A 17,845-nucleotide genomic window follows, 5' to 3' on the forward strand; every position below is an offset into this window, starting at 1 on the left:
AGAATCTGCACGCCGGGTTAGAGAAGGGTTAGACGCCCGGTGTCCGCCCGTTCAGGGTGAAGCCGATGGCCGCGCCGCCACCGGAGCGGTTCTCCGCGAACACCGTGCCGCCGTGCGAGAGGGCGACCTCGCGGACGATGGCCAGGCCCAGCCCGGAGCCGGGCAGGCTGCGGGCGGCGGTGGCTCGGTAGAACCGGTCGAACAGGCGCGCCGCGTCCTCGGCCGCGATCCCCGGTCCGCGGTCACGCACCACCACCCGGTCGGCGGACACGGCGAGTTCGATCGGCGCGGTGCCGCCCGGGTCGAACTTCGCGGCGTTCTCCACCAGGTTCGACATGGCCCGCTCCAGCGCGGCCGCGCGGCCGTGCACCACGGCGTCGGCGTCGGCGTCCACGAGGATCTCCCGACCGGTGCGGCGGCGCGCCCGGGACGCGACCCGCTCGGCGAGCGCGGCGAGCGCCACCCGCTGCGGCGCCTCCTGGTCGTGCTGCTCGGTGGCCAGCTCGACCAGCTCGTTCACCAGGTGGGTGAGCTCGCGGGTCTCGGTGCCGAGGTCGTCCAGCAGGCGCTGGCGCGCCTCCGGGGACAGTTCCTCGAACCGGCGCAGCACCGCGACGTTGGTGCGCAGGCTGGTCAGCGGGGTGCGGAGCTCGTGCCCGGCGTCCTGCACCAGGTGCCGCTGGTCGTCCTTGACCCTGGCGAGCTGGCCCAGCATCGAGTCGAAGGCGGCGGCCAGCCGGCCGACCTCGTCCCGGCCGCGCACCGGGACGGGCGTGTCCAGTCGCCCGGTGCTGGCGACGTTCTCCGCGGTGTCGGTCAGCCGCACCAGCCGGCGGGTCACCCGTCCGGCGACCACCCAGCCGACGAGTCCGGCCGCGACGAACACGCCCAGGCCGGCCACGATCAGCCGGCGGCCCAGGTCGGCGAGCAACTGCCGGGTCTCGGTGAGCCGCTGGGCCAGCTGTACCGCGCCACGCCCGCCGCCCAGCGCCACGGTGACCAGCCGGTACTGGTCGCCCTCGACCACCACCAGGCGGCCCTGGAGCTGGCCGGCGGCCGGCGACGCGGCCAGCGCGCGGTCCTGGGCGGTCACCGGCAGACCGCCGGCCGGGTGCTCGCGCAACGCCACCGTGCCGTCCGGGTTGAGCACCTGGGAGGCGACCAGCGGCGTGCGGGGCAGCCGGTAGCGGACGCTTTCGTCCCCGCCGGGCAGCAGGAAGCTGGCCGGCGACAGCACGCCGGCCTGCGCCTCGCCGACCAGGTCCTTCACCGTGTCGTTGAACGACTCGTCCGCGTTGACCTGGAGGACGTTGGCGGTGGTCTGGTAGCTGAGCGCGACCACGACCGCGATCGCGGCCGCGGCGACACCGGCGAAGGCGAGCGCGAACCGGGTGCGCAGGTTCATCATCGCGCCCAGGTGGAGCAGGCGGCGCACGTTCATGGCACGCGGACCGTGTAGCCGACGCCGCGCACCGTGTGGATCAGCCGGACGGCGTCCGGCCGGTCCAGCTTGCGGCGCAGGTAGCTGATGTAGACGGCGAGGTTCTTCGAGTCGGGACCGAAGTCGTATCCCCAGATCCGGTCGTAGATGGTGGCGTGGTCGAGCACGATGCCCGCGTTGCGGACCAGCAGTTCCAGCAGGTCGAACTCGGTCTTGGACAGTTCGACCTCGATGCCGTCCCGCCACACCCGGCGGGCGTCGGCGTCGAGCACCAGGTCGGCGACGCGCAGCAGGCCGTCCCGGTCGGCGACGCCGCTCTCCGGCTCGGCGCGGCGGAGCAGGGCCCGCAGCCGCGCCAGCAACTCGTCCAGCTCGAACGGCTTGACCAGGTAGTCGTCCGCGCCGGCGTCCAGGCCGGCCACCCGGTCCGGGGTGTCCACCCGCGCGGTGAGCATCAGGATCGGGGTGCGGTCGCCGCCGCCGCGCACCACCCGGCACACGTCCAGGCCGTCCACCCCGGGCATCATCACGTCCAGCACGACCACGTCGACGGGGCCCCGGCGCAGCGTGGCCAGCGCCTCCACCCCGTCGCCCACGGTGGTCACCTGGTAGCCCTCCAACTCCAGGGCACGCTCCAGCGACTCGCGGATCGCCCGGTCGTCGTCGGCAAGCAGCACCCTGGGAGTCATCGCGGCCATCCTGGCAGGCCACCGTGAAAGGCAGGTAAGAAGCGCCTGGTCAGCCGCGACCGGGTGGGCCGGGTGATCGGGTGGCTCTGCCCACGCCGAGATGACGCCCGGTGCGACCGCGGGCATCATCGACCGGTGATCGTTCTGTGCCGCGCGAGCCACGGAGGGTGCGCCAAGACCCGGTACCGGTGGCATGTTCCCGCACGCAAAGCCGACGAGAAAGGCCGTAACGCCCACGCACGGTAGACGCGAAGGGGGGAATATGGGCGACATCTTTCGGCGGCACCGCCGTGTCCTCGGCACCGCCGCACTGGCGGCACTCACCGTGCTCGCGTCCGGGTGCACCGGCGGGTCCACCTCGACCGGCGGGGCCCCGACGACCTCCGCCGCGCCCGCGGTGGACATCACCATCAACCCGGCCGGGAACGCCGCGGTGAACCCGAAGACGCCGGTGGTGGTGAAGGCCAGCAACGGAACGCTCACCAGGGTCACCGTGACCAATCACGCGAGGGGCAACCCGGTGGCCGGCACGCTGTCCCCGGACCGGACGACCTGGACGTCCACCGAACCACTCGGCTACGGCGCCAGCTACGACGTGGTGGCCGACGGCACCAACCGGGCCGGCCAGCCCCGCGAGCAGACCGGCACCGTGCGCACCGTCGCGCCCGCCGCCACCGCCTACCCGTCGCTGATCCCCGCGCCCACCACCACGCTGACCTTCGGCGTCGGCCAGATCATCGGCGTGTCCTTCGACCACGACGTCACCGACCGGGCCGCCGCGGAGAAGGCGTTGTCCGTGACGTCGACGCCGGCCCAGCCCGGGGCCTGGCACTGGATCGACAGTCGGACGGTGCACTACCGGCCCCAGACCTACTGGCAGCCCGGCACGAAGATCACGGTGGCCGCCAACCTCTACGGGGTCGACCTCGGCGGCGGGGTGTACGGCGAGACCGACCGCACCGCCACCTACACCATCCACGACGCGTGGATCGCGCAGGCCGACGGCGCCACCGAGCAGATGCGCATCCTGCACAACGGGCAGGTGGTGAAGACCATGCCGATCAGCCTGGGCTCCCCCGGATTCCCCACCCACGAGGGACCGCACGTCATCTCGGACAAGCAGCCGTCGATCATCATGGACTCCTGCACCTACGGCGTGTGCGCCGGCCAGCCGGGCTACTACCGGGAGAAGGTCGACCTCGACTTGCGGATCTCCAACGACGGCGAGTTCGTGCACTCCGCGCCGTGGTCGGTCGGCCAGCAGGGCAGCAGCAACGTCTCGCACGGCTGCGTCAACCTCAGCCCGGACAACGCCCAGTGGTTCTTCAACACCTTCAACCTCGGCGACGTGGTGGAGATCACCCACTCCGGCGGCAGCCCGCTGAAGATCTGGGACACCTACGGCGACTGGGAGCTGCCGTGGCCGGAGTGGCTGCGGGGCAGTGCCGTGCGCTGAGCGCCAGGGGCGCGGTTCAGGGTTTGCGCGCGACGCCCGCCACGGCCAGCGCCCTGGTCGGGTCGTCCGCGTACCGCTTCTCGCCGGGCGCGGCCAGCTCCGGCCGCCACTGCGGTGTCCACACCAGGCCGGGCTCGACCAGTTCGAAGTCGCCGAAGAAGGCCCGGATCTCGGCGCGCGGGCGCAGATGCGCCTGGCTGGTGGTGGCCACGTAGCGGGCCGCGGCCTCGCGGGTCGCCGGCGGGGTGTCCTCGTCGGTGGCGTGGCTGAGCACCAGCACCGAGCCGGGCGCGAGCTGCTCCCGGTAGAACGCCAGCGTCCGCTCCGGCCGCTGCTCGGGCACCTGGAAGTGCAGCAGCGCCGTGACCAGCAGGCAGATCGGCGCGTCCGGGTCGATGCCGACCCGCGTCACCCGCTGCCACAGCCCCGGGCCGTCCCGGAAGTCGCCGTCCAGCGCGAAGTGCCGCTCCGGGTCGGCGGTGCCGGCGAGCAGGACCCTGCTGTGCGCCCGGGCCACCGGATCGTTGTCCACGTAGACCACCCTGGCGTCCGCCGGCCCGCCCTCGTCGGCCACCTCGTGCACGTTGCCCTGCGTGGGCAGCCCCGAGCCGATGTCGACGAACTGCCGGATGCCGCACTCCCGGCGGGCGTACCGGACGGCGCGGCGCACGAAGCCCCGGTTCTCCCTGGCGAAGATCCGGGCCTCGGGTAGGTCCTTCATGATCCGCTCGGCGAACTCGCGGTCGATGGCGTAGTTGTGCCGCCCGCCGAGGTAGTAGTCGTAGATCCGGCCGACGCTTGGCCGGTCCAGGCTGGCCTCGAGGATCTCCCCGGCCTTCCGCAGCTCCTCCTCGGGCATGCGAGTTCTCCTGGGTCGAGCGTGATCGTGGCCCGACTGACCCTACCGGCACGTAACCCGCGCCGGAGGACCCACTTCAGCGGTCCCAGAAGACCAGCCGGAAGGTGCCGATCCAGATGTGGTCGCCGTCGGTGAGGGTGGCCTCGTCGCACGGGTGGCCGTTGAGGTAGGTGCCGTTGAGCGAGCCGGCGTCCCGCAGCACCACCCGCTGGCCGGTGCGCCGCAGCTCGGTGTGCCGGCGCGAGACCGTGGAGTCGTCCAGCACGATGTCGGCGTCCCGGCCCCGGCCGACCGTGGTGGTCCCCGGGGGCAGCGCGAACACCGCTCCGGCCTGCCGGCCGCGTTCCACGCGCAGCAGCGGCCCACGGACCGGTTCGACGGCCTCCTCGGCCCGTGGCGCGGGCTGTTTCGGCACGTCGGGCAGCGTGATGTGCCGCTTGGTCGGCTGGTATTCGGGCCGAACGTCGACCTCGACGTCGAGCAGGCCGAGCTGGATGGACACGCTCATGGACCGCGCCTTTCGTGACGTCGCGCCCGCGGTGCGGAAGCGTCTTCGTCCCGATAACCGTTGGAGGTGGCCGAACAGTTCCCGTGGCTGGCGAACGTGTGGACGCTCACCTCCCGTTGACCTGGCCGGCGGGTCCGGACGGGGCGGTGCGGACCGCGTAGCGTCGCGGGTGTGGGCAGCCGGCGGTTCGCCCGTGTGCTGGCGGTGGCGGTGCTGGCGTCGCAGGTCGCGGTGCAGGTGGCCGCGCTGACGCCACGCTGGGACGTCGGCCACTCCCTCCCGCTGCACCTGTCCGACCTGGCCGGCCTCGCCGCCGGGTACGCGCTGTGGTCCGGCCGCCGGTGGGCGTGCCACCTGGCCTACTACTGGGGCCTGACGCTGGCCCCGCAGGCGGTGGTTACCCCGGTGCTGCTGGCGCCGGCCTCGCCGCACTGGGCATGGCTGCTCGACTGGACGTGGCACCTGCTGGTCGTCGCGGCGGCCGGATACCTGGTGTGCGGGTTGCGGATGCGCCCGGGCTGGGATGGTTACCGCCTGACCGTGACGGTCACCGCCGGCTGGGCGGCCGCCGTGCTCGCGGTCAACCGGCTTGCCGGCACCAACTACGGCTACCTCGACGGCAAGCCGAACCGGCCCACCCTGCTCGACCTGCTCGGCCCGTGGCCGGAGTACCTGCTGGCCGAGGCCGTCCTGCTGCTCGCCGCGTGGGCCCTGCTGACCTGGCCGTGGGTGCGCTCCGCGCGCCGCGCGGAAGCTGGCTCGGCCGGTCAGCCGGGACGTACGCTCGGCGCCGAACGTCGACCCCGGTGAGTCGGCGGCCCGCGGAAAGGACAGCGGCATGGTCACGTCAGCGGGAAGCCGGTGGGCCGTGGTACTCGGCTACGGGGCACTGTGCGGCGCCACGCAGTTACTCTGGCTCGCGCTGGCGCCGGTGACCACCGCCGCGGCGGCGCACTACCGGGTCTCCGACGCCGCCGTCGGCTGGCTGGCCCAGGTCTTCCCGCTGGTCTACGTGGGGCTGGCGCTGCCGGTGGGCGCGGTGCTGGACCGCTGGCCGCGCGGCGGGCTGGCGGTGGGCGCGCTGCTCACCGCGCTGGCCGGGGCGATCCGGCTGGCCGGTGACGGTTACCCCGTGGTGCTGGCCAGCGCCGTGGTGGGCGCGGTGGCGCAGCCCGTGGTGCTCAACGCGGTCAACCAGGTGGTCGGCGGCTACCTCGTGGCGCGGCACCGGCCGGCGGGCATCGCGCTGTGCTCGGCGGGCACCTTCCTCGGCATGATCGTCGCGCTCGGTCTCGGCGCCGCGCTGCCCGCGCCCGCGCAGGTGCACACCCTGGCGGCGCTCGGCGCGGCGGTGGCGCTGCTGTCGGGCGCCGGCACGGTGCTGCTGGTGGCCCGGCCGGCGCCGTTTCGGCCGGCCTCGCCGGGCGCACCGGGTACGGCCGGCGCGTCGTGGGGTTCGTCGCTCCGCGAGACGTGGGCCCAGCCGCGGATCCGGCTGCTCAGCGCGATCGTCTTCGTCGGATTCGGCGTGTTCATCGCGTTGACCACCTGGCTGCAGGTGCTGCTCGCACCCGCCGGTGTGGACGGTGGCGGCAGCGGCCTGCTGCTGCTCACCATGATCCTGGTCGGCATCGCCGGTGCGGTGGCGCTGCCCCCGCTGGTCGCGCGGAAGGGGCGGCAGTCGGGCACGCTGCAGGCCGCCGGCACGGTGACCGCCGCGGGGTGCGTGCTGCTGGCCGTCCATCCCGGACTGGCCACCGGGTTCCTCGCGCTGGCGCCGATCGGCGCCGCGCTGCTGCCCGCGCTGCCGATCGTGCTGGAACTCACCGAGCGGGTCGACCGCCGGTTCGCCGCCACGGCCGCCGCGCTGATCTGGACGGCGGGCAACGCCGGCGGCCTGTTGATCGCGCTGGCGGCGCAGTTCCTGCTCGACCGGCCCCGGGTGGTGTTCCTGGTGCTGGCCGCCGTCATCCTGGGCGCCGTGCCACTGGCCCGGCGAATCGGCCGGGTGCCGTCGCCGGTAGCCGAGGTGCCCGGTGGCTATCACCCTGCGTGAACGCCGGCACCGTCCACACTCGTACGGATGGTCGGTCCGGGTCGCTACGCCGGGGGACGCGGCGCCTCCGGTGTTCCGTGCACGTGCCATCATGCGGCAGGCCGCAGAGACGCGGGGAGGCGGAATTGGCCGGCGACGAGACGCTGTGCTCGGCGCCCCGCGGTGTCTGCCCCGAGCACGGTGACACGCTGTTACCCACGTGGCGCGGAACCCGTTGCGCGGTCAGGGGATGCCGGCGGCGCTGGCGTGGCGACCGATGGGCGAAGCCCTGCACCGAACCCATGGTGGCCGTGGTGGAGAACCCGGAGACCGGGCGGCGGTACCGGCTGTGCGCGGCGCACCTGGCGATCGAGCGCGCCGAGATTCCCGGGCTGCGGGTGATCCCCCGGGAGGAATGACCGGCTGCCGCGCCGGAAACGCGGAAAGTCCCGTTGCCGTCGTGGCGCACGGAACTTCCCGCGTCGGCGGCGCGCCGTGCCGGGACCGCGGTGCACCGGCGGTCCCGGCACGGACGGTGCGCCCAGATCCTCACAGGCGCTCGACGACCAGGTCGGCCAGTCTGTCCGGCTGGGACAGGAACGGCGAGTGCCCGCTACGCAGTTCCACCGCGTCCCCGACCCGGTCGGCCATGCGACGCTGGCCCGGAGCCGGCATCGCCTGGTCCTCGGTGCAGATGATGTACGACGACGGGATCCGCCGCCACGCCGCCGCCCGCACCTCCTGCCCGAACGACACCGCGTTCTGCGGCAGCAGCCTGGCCTCCGCCTCGGCCGCCACCGGCGGCGGGCAGTCGCTGAAGAACAGCTTGCTGCCCCAACCCTGCTTGACGGTCAGCAACCCGTTGGACGGGTCGATGAACGGCGGCTGGCCGTCCCCGCCGAACAGGCCGGACAGCGACTCACCGACCTCGGGCGCGAACGAGGTGAGGAAGATGAGGCGGGCCACGTTGCCGGGGCCGTCGGCCGCCTCGCTGGTCACCATGCCGCCATACGCGGAGTGGGAGAGCACCACGACCGGACCGGGCACCTTCGCGATGGTGTCGCGCAGCAGGTCGACGTCGGAGCGCAGGTCGCCGATCGTCGCCGGATCATGGCCCTGGCTGGTGAGGTTCACCGCCTCGGTGTCGATGCCGCGCCGCGCCAGCACCTTCGCGAACTCCGACCACACCCAGGCGCCGTGCCACGCGCCGTGCACGAGGACGACCGTGGGACTGTTCGACACAAGATCCTCCAGTTTCTCCGTGCGGACCGCTGTCAGCCGCCCACGGGGTGCGGCTCGGGCACGTCCTCGGCGCCGGGCAGCGTGCCGTAGTACTTCTCCACCGCCGCCTCGGCCCGGCGAACGTCCTCCGCGGTGAGCCGTGGTGCGGGCTCACCCGGCTTGGCCGGGCGGGAGATGTCGATGAAGAAGCGCTCGTGCCCGCCGGGGGTGTAGATGCGGAGCATGCGCGCCGTCCGGTCGGTGTTGTTCTTCCAGATGTGCCGCGTGCCACGCGGCACGAAGGCGTAGTCGCCCTGCCTGATGACGAAGGACCTGCCGCCGGCTCGCACCTCGAATTCGCCGTCGAGAACGTAGAACGACTCGTCCGCGTCGTCGTGCATGTGCTCCGGCGGACCGTTCCCGGCCGGAACCACGGTGTCCACGACCGCCAGCGCTCCGCCGGTGTTCTCGGCCGTGGAGAGGAACGTGTAGTGCGACATTTCCGGGCCTTCGCCGTCGACCAGGTTCTCTGGCGGTTCCTCGGGCACCCACAGCGCGATTCCATCGCCTGCGGGTACGTGCAGAACCTCGGGCTGATGACCACCGTTGTCGGAAGCCGACATGACCGCCTCCAGAAGTGGTGCGAAACGACGGGTATCACCTTCGCCGGGGCGCGGCGGCGGCCACATCACCCGTTCACGGGATCCTCCGTCGGGCCGGGCCTCCCGCGCCGGCTCCGCTGTGATCTCACGCGACTACGTGATGTGGCGGGCGGCCGGCGGCGGGCAGGGTGAGGTCCCGTGGTTCCCGTGGTGATGACGCGCGCCGCGCGCGGACGTGAGGTGGGGAGTTTCCGATGACTGCGACCGAGGCCGGCTCCGTTGCCGGAGGGCCGGCGGCCCGGAACCCGTGGCAGGTGTTCGGCCTGCTGGCCGCCGTCCAGTTCATCGTCGTGCTGGACACCAGCGTGGTCTATATCGCGCTGCCGTCGATCCAGCGTCAGCTCGGCTTCTCCGAGGCCGGGCTGGCCTGGGTGATGGACGCCTACATGCTCGGCTTCGGCGGTTTCCTGCTGCTCGGTGGCCGCGCCGCCGACCTGCTGGGCCGGCGGCGGGTGTTGATCACCGGCATGGTTCTGTTCATCCTCGCGTCGCTGGTCTGCGGGCTCTCCTCGGCGGCCTGGCTGCTCGTCGCGGCGCGCGCCGCGCAGGGCCTCACCGCCGCGGTGATCTCCCCGGCGGCGATGGCGCTGGTGACTGAGGTGTTCGAGGAGGGACCGGACCGGTACAAGGCGCTCGGCATGTTCGGCGGTATCGGCGGGCTGGCCGGCGCGCTCGGCGTGCTGATCGGTGGCCTGCTCACCTCGATCGGCTGGCAGTGGGCCTTCCTGATCAACGTGCCGGTGATGGCGCTGGTGCTGCTGTTCGTGCTGCGGATGGTGCCGAAGGGTGGCCCGAGGTCGGGTGGCCGGGTCGACCTGTTCGGCGCGACCGTGGGCACCGGTGGCCTGTGCGCGCTGCTCTACGCCGTGGTCCGGGGCGGCAGCCAGGGCTGGGGTGCCACCGCCACCCTGGTCGCCTTCGGGGTCGCGGTGGTGTTGCTGGCCGCGTTCGTGGTCCGGCAGTTGCGGGCGGCGACGCCGCTGGTGCCGAGGGCGCTGTTCCGGCTGCGTAACGTGGTGCTGGGCAACGTGGCGAACGCGGCCACCGGCGCGCTGATGTTCGGCCTGTTCTTCGTGGTCACGCTGTACCTGCAGCACGTGCGCGGCTTCGCCCCGCTGACCGCGGCTGTCGCGATGATGCCGATCAGCGTCGCGCTGTTCGTCGGCTCGCAGGTGACGATCCGGCAGTTCGGGCGGGTCAGCCCGGTCACCGCGCTGGCCGGCGGACTGGTGCTGCAGGGTGCGGGGCTGCTCTGGTGGGCGCTGGTGCTGGGCACGGACAGCGGCATCGTCACCGCCTTCGTGCTGCCGGGCATCGTGTTCGGGTTCGGCGTCGGCGCCGCGATCGTCGGGGCGTTCGTCAGTTGCACCACCGGTGTGCACGGAGCGGCGCAGGGCGCGGCGTCCGGCCTGGTGAGCACCACCCTGCAGATCGGGGGCGCGGTCGGCGTGGCCGGGTTGGGCACGGTCGCGAGCCGGCGGACCGCTTCGGTGCTGGCCGAGGGAACCAACCCGCTGGGCGCGTTGGCGTCCGGGCACGCCTGGGCGATGGGCGCGGCGGCGCTGCTCGCCGCGGCCGCCGTCCCCGTGGTGCTGTGGCTGCGGGCCTCCTGGCGGCCGCCCGCGATGGCGCACCACCACGGGCCGGAGGACCACCGGGCGGACCCGGTCGCACACTGACACCCTGTGACCGGGCTGCGATGACGAGCACGGGAACGCGCCGGGGCGAAGCCCCGCGATCGCGGGGGCGGGGCGCCCCTCCACGCATAACCGGAGTGTCACGGCTCTGTCGCGCGCCGGCGAGGCGATCGCGGCGCGCGTTCCGGAACAGACACTGACGCGCTCCGTTCACCAGGGCGGGGAGGCCTCCGGCCGGAGGTCTCCCCGCCCAGCCATACCGCGCGCCGCGGAATAATGACCACGTTCTCCGTGATTGCGCCAGCCCTACCCTGACGAGTAGTACCCCCTCCCCTCGAACGCGGGTACGTTTGTCGGCGAAAGGCCGGAAAGCGGCCGGAAACCGGATCCCGGGAGCAGGACCGGGAAGCCAGGTCGGAACGCGAGGTTCGGAAAGCGCCGAGACCTGCCAGCTCGATGATCCGTGTAATGCGCGACAAATAAACTCGAGGGGAATTTGGCGTGGCCGGAGAAGCGACGCAGGACTTAGCCGCACGATCGCTCACCGCCCTGTCCGATTCGGAAATGCGGCGGTGGCTGTCGTTGCCGGCGGACCAGCAGCCGGACTGGGGCGACGAGTGGCTGGTCGAGAAGATCAGGGTCGACCTGGCGGACATGCCTCCGCTGGTCAGGCAGTCCGAGGTGGACGCGCTCGGCCGGCTGCTGGCCAGGGTGGCGGCCGGCGAGTTGCACGTGATCCAGGCCGGCGACTGTGCCGAGGACCCGGCCGAGTGCGTACCGGAGTCGCTCAGCGCGAAGATCGGCATGCTCGACTCGCTCGCCGGCGTGATGAGGATCAACTCCGGCAAGCCGGTGCTGCGCGTCGGCCGCATCGCCGGGCAGTTCGCCAAGCCTCGGTCCAAGCCGACCGAGCGGCACGGATCCGTGGAGCTGCCGGCGTTCCGTGGCCTGCTGGTGAACGGGCCGGAGCCGGACCCGGTGAGCCGCCGGCCCGACCCGCTGCGGATGCTGGCCTGCTACCAGGCCGCGGCCGCGGCGATGGACTTCCTGCGCGGCCAGAGCGTCGACCCGGACCTGCCGCAGTCGCCCATGGTGTGGACCAGCCACGAGGCGCTGGTGCTCGACTACGAGCTGCCCCTGGTGCGGCGGCTGCCGGACGGCGGGATGCTGCTCACCTCCACGCACTGGCCGTGGATCGGCGAGCGGACGCGCGACCCCGGCGGCGCGCACGTCGACCTGCTCGCCTCGGTGAGCAACCCGGTGGCCTGCAAGGTGGGCCCGCAGATCCGCACGGCGGACCTGCTCCGGCTGTGCCGGCGGCTCGACCCGGACCGGCGGCCGGGCCGGCTGACCCTGATCGCCCGGCTCGGCCCGGTCGCCGGCGAGCGGCTGCCCGGGCTGGTCGCCGCGGTCCGGGCGGAGGGCCATCCGGTGATCTGGATGTGCGATCCCATGCACGGCAACACCGTCGCCGGTCCCGACGGCCGCAAGACCCGGGTGCTCGCCGCGGTGCTGCGGGAGGTCGCCGACTTCCAGCGGGCCGTGTCGGCCGCCGGTGGGGTCGCCGGTGGCCTGCACCTCGAGTCCACGCCCATGGACGTCTGCGAGTGCGTGCCGGACGACTCGCAGATCGGTCTGGTCGGCGACGGCCGCTACACCACCCTGTGCGACCCGCGCCTGAACCCGGAGCAGGCCTGGGCGGTCGCCGCCGCGTGGTGCCGGTGATCGGCGGGTAGCCGCGGCGCGCAGGATCCGGGCGCGTGTGATCCCAGTCACACCCGATTGGTGGTCCCGCGTGCCGGAGCCGGCAGTAGTGTGCCGGCCCGCGAGGGTTGCGTGGCGCGGGGACTCGTGCCGTCGCGTGTCTCCGGCGTGGTAACCGGCCGGGGACGGAGTCGGTCCGAGCGTGGTGGGTGCGATCGAGGGGGGCGCGCGTGCCGGTGACCACTGGCCCGCTGGTCGGGCGGGACCGGGTGCTGGCCAGGGTGCGGCACGCGGTCTCCGCGCTCGGCGAGGGCACCGGCGGCTGCGTGGTCGTCGAGGGACCGGCGGGCATCGGCAAGAGCAGGCTGCTCACCGCCGGCACCGATGCGGCGCACGCCGCCGGCATCGCCGTCGCCACGGCTCGGCCCACCGAACTGGACCGGATCATCCCGGCGGGCGCGTTGCTGTCCGCGCTGCGCTCCGCGGAACCGCCGGTGGTGGACGAGGCGACCACCGCCGCGCTGACCGAGCGGGGCAGTAACCGGTTCTGGTTGCTGAACTGGCTCGGTGAGCGGATCGAGGAGTTCGCCATGCGGCGGCCGCTGCTGGTCGCGCTGGACGACGCGCACTGGTCCGACGAGCTGACCGCGCTGGCCCTGCGGACCCTGGTGCCCGAGCTGGCCAGCGCACCGGTGCTGTGGCTGGTCGCCCGCCGGACGCCGCAGCCGAGGTCGCCCTCGCGGGAGGCGATCGACTGGCTGCTCGCCGAGGACACGGTGGGCGCGGTCCGGCTGCGCCTCGGCGAGCTGTCCGCGGACGAGGTGGCCAAGTTCTGCGCGCTGGTGCTCGGCGCGGTCCCCGACGACACGGTGCTCGACCTGGCGCAGCGCAGCGGCGGCAACCCGTTCCTGCTCGAGCAGTTGCTCACCACCCTGCTCGGGGAGGGCCGGGTGCTGGTCGAGGACTACACCGCGACCATCGTGGAGAGCGGCCTGCCGGTCAGCTTCCTGGGCGCGGTGGAGCACCGGTTGCGGGACCTCACCCCCACCGGCCGGCGACTGCTCGACGTGGCCTCGGTGATCGGCCGGAAGTTCACCCTGCACGAGGCCGCCGGGCTGGCCGGGGTGCCCGCGGTGCAGATGCTTTCGGCGGTCGACGAGGCCGTCCGGTTAGGACTGCTCGTCGACTCCGGCTCCGAGTTCTCCTTCGGGCACGACCTGATCCGCGAGGCGGTGTACCAGTCGCTGTCCGGGCCGGTGCGCTACGCGCTGCACCGGGAGGCGGCCACCGTGCTCCGGCAGGAGGGCCGCGGCGCCGCAGAGGTCGCCGAGCACGTGGTCCGCAGCGCGCGCCGGGGTGACCAGCGCGCCGTCGCGGTGTTACGCGAGGCGGCCGAGGAGATCGCGCCGAAGGCCCCGGGCACCGCGGCCGACCTGCTGCTGCGCGCGCTGGAACTGCTGGCCGACGACGACCCCGGCCGCGAGCGGGTGCTCGCCGACGTGGTCCGGCTGCTGGTGTCGGTGGGCCGGCTGGTCCAGGCGCGGGAACTGGCCGGCGACGCGCTGCGCCGCGGGCTCGCCCCGGAGAACGAGGCCGCGATCCTGCTGGGCCTGGCCGAGGCGCTGAAGCACTCCGGCAAGGACTCCGAGGCCGTCCGGGTCACCACCCGCGCCTTGGACCGGCCGGACGTGCCGCAGGCGGCGCGCGCCCACCTGCTGGCCATCCGCGCGCACGCGCTGCTCTACGTCAACGACGTGGCCGCCGCGGACGAGGCCGGCACGGTGGCCGCCCAGGTCGGCGCCGCCACCGGGGAGGACGCCGCGGTGGTGTTCGGCACGGTGGCCCGGACCGTGGTGGCGATGTACCGGGGCCGGCTGGAGGAGGCGATCCGCCTCGGCCGCGACGCCGTGCAGATCGCGGACCGGACCGGCGGCGCCGCCAAGCAGCGTTACCCCTCGCTGTGGCTGGGCCGGGCACTGGTCACCGCCGACCGGTTCACGGAGGCGGACGCGATGTTCGAGATCGGCCAGCGGGAGGCCGAGCGGACCGGCACCGCGTGGTCCCAGCCGCTGTGGCACTTCTACCGGGCGGAGCTGCGGCTGGCCGCCGGCCGGCTGGACGACGCCCAGGCCGAGGCCGAGGCGGGACTGGCGGTCACCGAGCGGCTGTCCGCGGAGGCGTTGAGCGTGCCGCTGCTCGGCATGCTCGCCGAACTGGCTCGCCGCCGGGACCAGTTGCCCACCGCCACCGCGCTGCTCGAGCGCGCCCGTGGGCGGCTGGCCGCCGGGATCGGCGCGATGCCCGAGGACATCGACTGGACCAGCGCGCTGGTCCGCGAGGCATGCGGGGACCCCGCCGCCGCCCTGGACGTGCTGGCCGGCACGTACGAGTCCTTTCCGGACCGGTTGCTGCTGCTGGCCAGAGACCCCTGGGCCGGGCCGGAACTGGTGCGGATCGCGCTGGCCGGCGACGCCAGGGACTGGGCCAGGGCCACCGCCGAGGCGCTGGCCAGGCTGGCCGACATGAACCCGGGGGTGTCCTCGATCGCCGGTGCCGCCGCGCACGCCGAGGGCCTGCTCAACCGGGACCCGAACACGCTGCGCCGCGCGGTGCGGATCTACCGGGACAGTCCCCGGCCACTCGCCCGCGCCTCGGCGATGGAGGACGCCGGGCGGCTGGCGCGGGCGGTGGGCCGGCGCAGCGACGCGGTGGACCTGCTCAACGAGGCGCTGGAGACCTACGCCCGGTGCGGCGCGCTGCGGGACCAGGCCAGGGCGCTGCGGGAACTCCGGTCGCTGGGCGTCCGCCGGCGTGCCCTCGCGCCGTCGCGGGCCGCCAAGGTCGGCTGGGAGAGCCTCACCGAGGCGGAGCTGAAGGTGGTCCGACTGGTGTCCCAGGGCCTGACCAACCGGGCCACGGCGAACCGGCTGTTCCTGTCCCCGCACACGGTGGACACGCACCTGCGGCACGCGTTCGCCAAACTCGGCGTGTCCAGCCGGGTGGAACTCGCCCGCCGGGTCTTGGAGCGGGAGGGCGCGGCCGGCTGACCGGCGCTGGGATCACGAGACCACGTGATGTCCCGGTCCCCTGCCGCCGGGCAGGCTCGACGCATGACCGAGCGGGAAGTGTCGCCGGCCGACGCGGCGCCGGTGCTGGTGGTCGGCGCCGGCCCGGTGGGTGCGACGGTCGCGCTGGAGTTGGCCCACCACGGCGTGCGCAGCATCGTCGTGGACCGGGCGCGCGGCGCCTCGCGCCATCCCAAGATGGACTTCGTCAACGCGCGCAGCATGGAACTGCTGCGCCGGCTCGGGTTGACCGACGACATCCGGGCCCGCGGGGTGCCCGGCGACCAGGCGTTCAACTTCTTCTGGATGCGCAGCTTCGCGGAGCCACCGGTGGCCGAGTGGCGCTACCTGTCAGTGGACACGCTGCGCGAGGAGATGGCGCGGACCAACGACGGCAGCCTGCCGCGCGAGCCGTACCAGCGGATCGTCGGCTCGATGCTGGAGCAACTCGGCCGGGACCGGTGCGCGGCCGCCGAACTGGTGGACCTGCGCGAGGGGTGGACGTTCCAGGGCCTGCGCCAGGACGCCGAAGGCGTGACCGCGGACGTGCTGGTGGACGGGCGTACCCGAACCATCCGGGCGCGGTACCTGGTCGGCTGCGACGGCGCGAACAGCGCGGTGCGCTCGGCGGTGGGGATCGGGGTCGACGAGTACGGTCCGCAGCGCCACCACGTGATCAGCTACTTCCGCAGCGCGGACCCGGCGCTGACCCGGTACGGCCGGTTCTTCCTGGCCAACACGACGCTCGGGCTCACCCTGGTGTCCCGGGACGGCGACGCCACCTGGACCGCGACCTTCCCGCTGGCCGACGGCGAGCAGTCCACCGGTGACCCGCTGCCGGTGATCCGGCAGCGGCTGGGCGTCGACATCGCGGTCGACGAACTGATCAACGTGGCGCAGTGGCGCGGCCGGTTCGGCGTCGCCCGCCGCTACCGGGCCGGCCGGGTGTTCCTCGCCGGCGACTCCGCGCACCAGTTCTTCCCCACCGGCGGGCACGGCGCCAACACCGGCATCGCCGACGCGGTCGACATCGGCTGGAAGCTCGCGGCGGTGCTGGACGGCTGGGGCGGACCCGGGCTGCTGGACAGTTACGAGGCGGAACGCCGGCCGGTGGCGCTGTTCAACCGGGAGATGTCGTTCAACCTGCTCGAGGTGTGGCGCCGGTTCCCGCAACTGGCCGCGGAGGGCGCCGGCCGGCCACAGCTCGCCGGGTTCCTGCGGCAGGACGGCTACCAGATCAACAACATCGGCATCCACTGCGGCTACCGGTACCGGGACTCCCCCGTCATCTGCCACGAGGACGGCGAGGAACCCGCGTGGGAGTGGGGCCGCATCGTGCCGACGACCTGGCCCGGCGGGCGGGCGCCGAGTGTGCGGCTGGCCGACCGCACCGAACTGTACGACCTGCTCGGGCCGGGGCTCACCCTGCTGGACTTCTCCGGCTCCCAGGCCGGGAAGCCGATCGCGCAGGAGGCGCAGCGGCTCGGCGTGCCGCTCGCCCACCTGGCGGTCGACGACGAGGGCAGCCGCACCGTGTGGGAGCGCGACCTGGTGCTGGTGCGACCGGACCAGCACGTGGCCTGGCGCGGAAACGAGCCGCCCGACGACTGCGCGGGGGTCCTCGACCGCGTGTGCGGCCGGCACCCGGACCGTTCCGTGTCACCACGTCCTCGCTGAAGAAAAGAAACAGGGAGAAAAGGGTAATGACGACCGAACACGTCGTACTGGACAAGCACGCGCAGGACCTGCTGTTCCGGGAGGCGCGCACGGCCAACACGTTCACCGACGAGCCGGTGAGCGACGAGCAGATCGAGGCCATCTACGACCTGGTGAAGTGGGCCCCGACCTCGTTCAACCAGCAGCCGCTGCGCGTTGTGCTGGTGCGCTCGCCCGAGGCCAGGGCCCGGCTGGTGCCGCTGATGTGGGACAACAACCAGGAGAAGACGAAGAACGCCCCGCTGGTGGCGATCCTCGCCGCCGACACCGAGTTCCACCAGCACCTGCCCACCCAGTTCCCGGTGTTCCCGCAGGCCAAGGACGTGTTCTTCAGCGATGACGCGGTGCGGGAGGAGTCAGCCAGGTTCAACGCCGCGCTCCAGGTCGGGTACTTCATCCTCGGCATCCGCGCGATCGGCCTGGCCGCCGGTCCGATGACCGGCTTCGACTTCGACGGGGTGAACAAGGAGTTCTTCGCGGAGGGCACGCACCGCGCGCTCGCCGTGGTCAACATCGGTAAGCCGGGCCCCGGGGCCTGGTACGACCGGCTGCCCCGGCTGGCCTACGACCAGGTTTTCCGCACCGTCTGACGGCCGGTTCTCCGAAACGTGACCGGCCTGCGATGACCCGCGGCGGAACGCGCCGGGGCGTGTTCCGGACAGCCGCTGATTCGGCCGGTTCCGACCGGGGGCGAATCACGCCGGGTGAAGCGGCGCCTCCATGGGCGCCCCGACCGCTTCGGTCGGGGCGCCCATGCCGCATTTCCCGGAAACATGCCCTTCCCGGAAGCTCCTTTTTTGAGAAACACCCGAGCGGCCGGCGACCACTCAAGTAAGTAGTTGCCCGCCGATG

Annotated in this window: 14 protein-coding genes; 8 read left to right on the forward strand and 6 right to left on the reverse strand. The window is 73.2% G+C overall.

Annotated elements, in window-relative coordinates; all coding sequences use genetic code 11:
- Window positions 1-28: 28 nt before the first annotated feature.
- Both FFT21_RS21575 and FFT21_RS21580 read right to left on the reverse strand, forming a co-directional pair.
- Complete coding sequence (locus FFT21_RS21575; protein ID WP_137815739.1) at window positions 29-1,441, reverse strand: HAMP domain-containing sensor histidine kinase; 1,413 nt, start codon at window positions 1,439-1,441, stop codon at window positions 29-31.
- Window positions 1,438-2,139: a response regulator transcription factor gene (locus tag FFT21_RS21580; RefSeq protein ID WP_137815740.1), complete on the reverse strand. Its 702-nt coding sequence runs from the start codon at window positions 2,137-2,139 to the stop codon at window positions 1,438-1,440. Before FFT21_RS21580 ends, FFT21_RS21575 begins: the two co-directional genes overlap by 4 nt.
- Before the next feature lie 253 nt (window positions 2,140-2,392).
- Here FFT21_RS21580 and FFT21_RS21585 point away from each other — a divergent pair, with 253 nt between their 5' ends.
- Window positions 2,393-3,586 carry a L,D-transpeptidase gene (locus FFT21_RS21585; RefSeq protein WP_137815741.1) on the forward strand — a complete coding sequence of 398 codons (1,194 nt, stop codon included), beginning with the start codon at window positions 2,393-2,395 and terminating at the stop codon, window positions 3,584-3,586.
- A gap of 16 nt (window positions 3,587-3,602) precedes the next feature.
- Here FFT21_RS21585 and FFT21_RS21590 read toward each other — a convergent pair whose 3' ends face one another.
- Window positions 3,603-4,445, reverse strand: a complete 843-nt coding sequence (locus FFT21_RS21590; protein ID WP_137815742.1) for an SAM-dependent methyltransferase — start codon at window positions 4,443-4,445, stop codon at window positions 3,603-3,605.
- A 76-nt stretch (window positions 4,446-4,521) separates the two neighbouring features.
- Entirely contained in the window at window positions 4,522-4,953 is a 432-nt protein-coding gene (locus FFT21_RS21595; RefSeq protein ID WP_137815743.1) for an FHA domain-containing protein, read from the reverse strand.
- Window positions 4,954-5,124: 171 nt separating this feature from the next.
- Between FFT21_RS21595 and FFT21_RS21600 the strand changes: the two genes are divergently transcribed.
- Both FFT21_RS21600 and FFT21_RS21605 read left to right on the forward strand, forming a co-directional pair.
- Window positions 5,125-5,763 (forward strand): YwaF family protein, encoded by a 639-nt coding sequence (locus FFT21_RS21600; protein WP_137815744.1) that lies wholly within the window; start codon window positions 5,125-5,127, stop codon window positions 5,761-5,763.
- Between the two features lie 28 nt (window positions 5,764-5,791).
- The gene (locus FFT21_RS21605; RefSeq protein ID WP_137815745.1) at window positions 5,792-7,009 is read left to right on the forward strand and encodes an MFS transporter; all 1,218 of its coding nucleotides are present in this window, start codon (window positions 5,792-5,794) and stop codon (window positions 7,007-7,009) included.
- A gap of 528 nt (window positions 7,010-7,537) precedes the next feature.
- Here FFT21_RS21605 and FFT21_RS21610 read toward each other — a convergent pair.
- Window positions 7,538-8,203, reverse strand: a complete 666-nt coding sequence (locus tag FFT21_RS21610) for an alpha/beta hydrolase (protein ID WP_192909677.1) — start codon at window positions 8,201-8,203, stop codon at window positions 7,538-7,540.
- Window positions 8,204-8,262: 59 nt separating this feature from the next.
- On the reverse strand, window positions 8,263-8,832 hold the full coding sequence (locus tag FFT21_RS21615; RefSeq protein ID WP_192909678.1) for a cupin domain-containing protein: 570 nt from the start codon (window positions 8,830-8,832) through the stop codon (window positions 8,263-8,265).
- Between the two features lie 233 nt (window positions 8,833-9,065).
- On the opposite strand from FFT21_RS21615, the gene FFT21_RS21620 reads away from it, so the two are divergent.
- The 5 genes from FFT21_RS21620 (at window position 9,066) to FFT21_RS21640 (ending at window position 17,583) form a co-directional block, all read left to right on the forward strand.
- Window positions 9,066-10,550 (forward strand): MFS transporter, encoded by a 1,485-nt coding sequence (locus FFT21_RS21620; RefSeq protein ID WP_137815748.1) that lies wholly within the window; start codon window positions 9,066-9,068, stop codon window positions 10,548-10,550.
- A 522-nt stretch (window positions 10,551-11,072) separates the two neighbouring features.
- Window positions 11,073-12,233 (forward strand): 3-deoxy-7-phosphoheptulonate synthase, encoded by a 1,161-nt coding sequence (locus FFT21_RS21625; protein ID WP_137815749.1) that lies wholly within the window; start codon window positions 11,073-11,075, stop codon window positions 12,231-12,233.
- 209 nt (window positions 12,234-12,442) lie between these two features.
- Window positions 12,443-15,259 carry an ATP-binding protein gene (locus FFT21_RS21630; RefSeq protein WP_192909679.1) on the forward strand — a complete coding sequence of 939 codons (2,817 nt, stop codon included), beginning with the start codon at window positions 12,443-12,445 and terminating at the stop codon, window positions 15,257-15,259.
- Between the two features lie 63 nt (window positions 15,260-15,322).
- The gene (locus FFT21_RS21635; RefSeq protein WP_137815751.1) at window positions 15,323-16,954 is read left to right on the forward strand and encodes an FAD-dependent monooxygenase; all 1,632 of its coding nucleotides are present in this window, start codon (window positions 15,323-15,325) and stop codon (window positions 16,952-16,954) included.
- Window positions 16,955-16,980: 26 nt separating this feature from the next.
- Window positions 16,981-17,583, forward strand: coding sequence for a malonic semialdehyde reductase (locus tag FFT21_RS21640; protein WP_137815752.1), 603 nt, complete (start codon window positions 16,981-16,983; stop codon window positions 17,581-17,583).
- Window positions 17,584-17,845 lie beyond the last annotated feature (262 nt).

It is taken from the genome of Gandjariella thermophila (genome assembly GCF_005405885.1).
Lineage (GTDB): Bacteria > Actinomycetota > Actinomycetes > Mycobacteriales > Pseudonocardiaceae > Gandjariella > Gandjariella thermophila.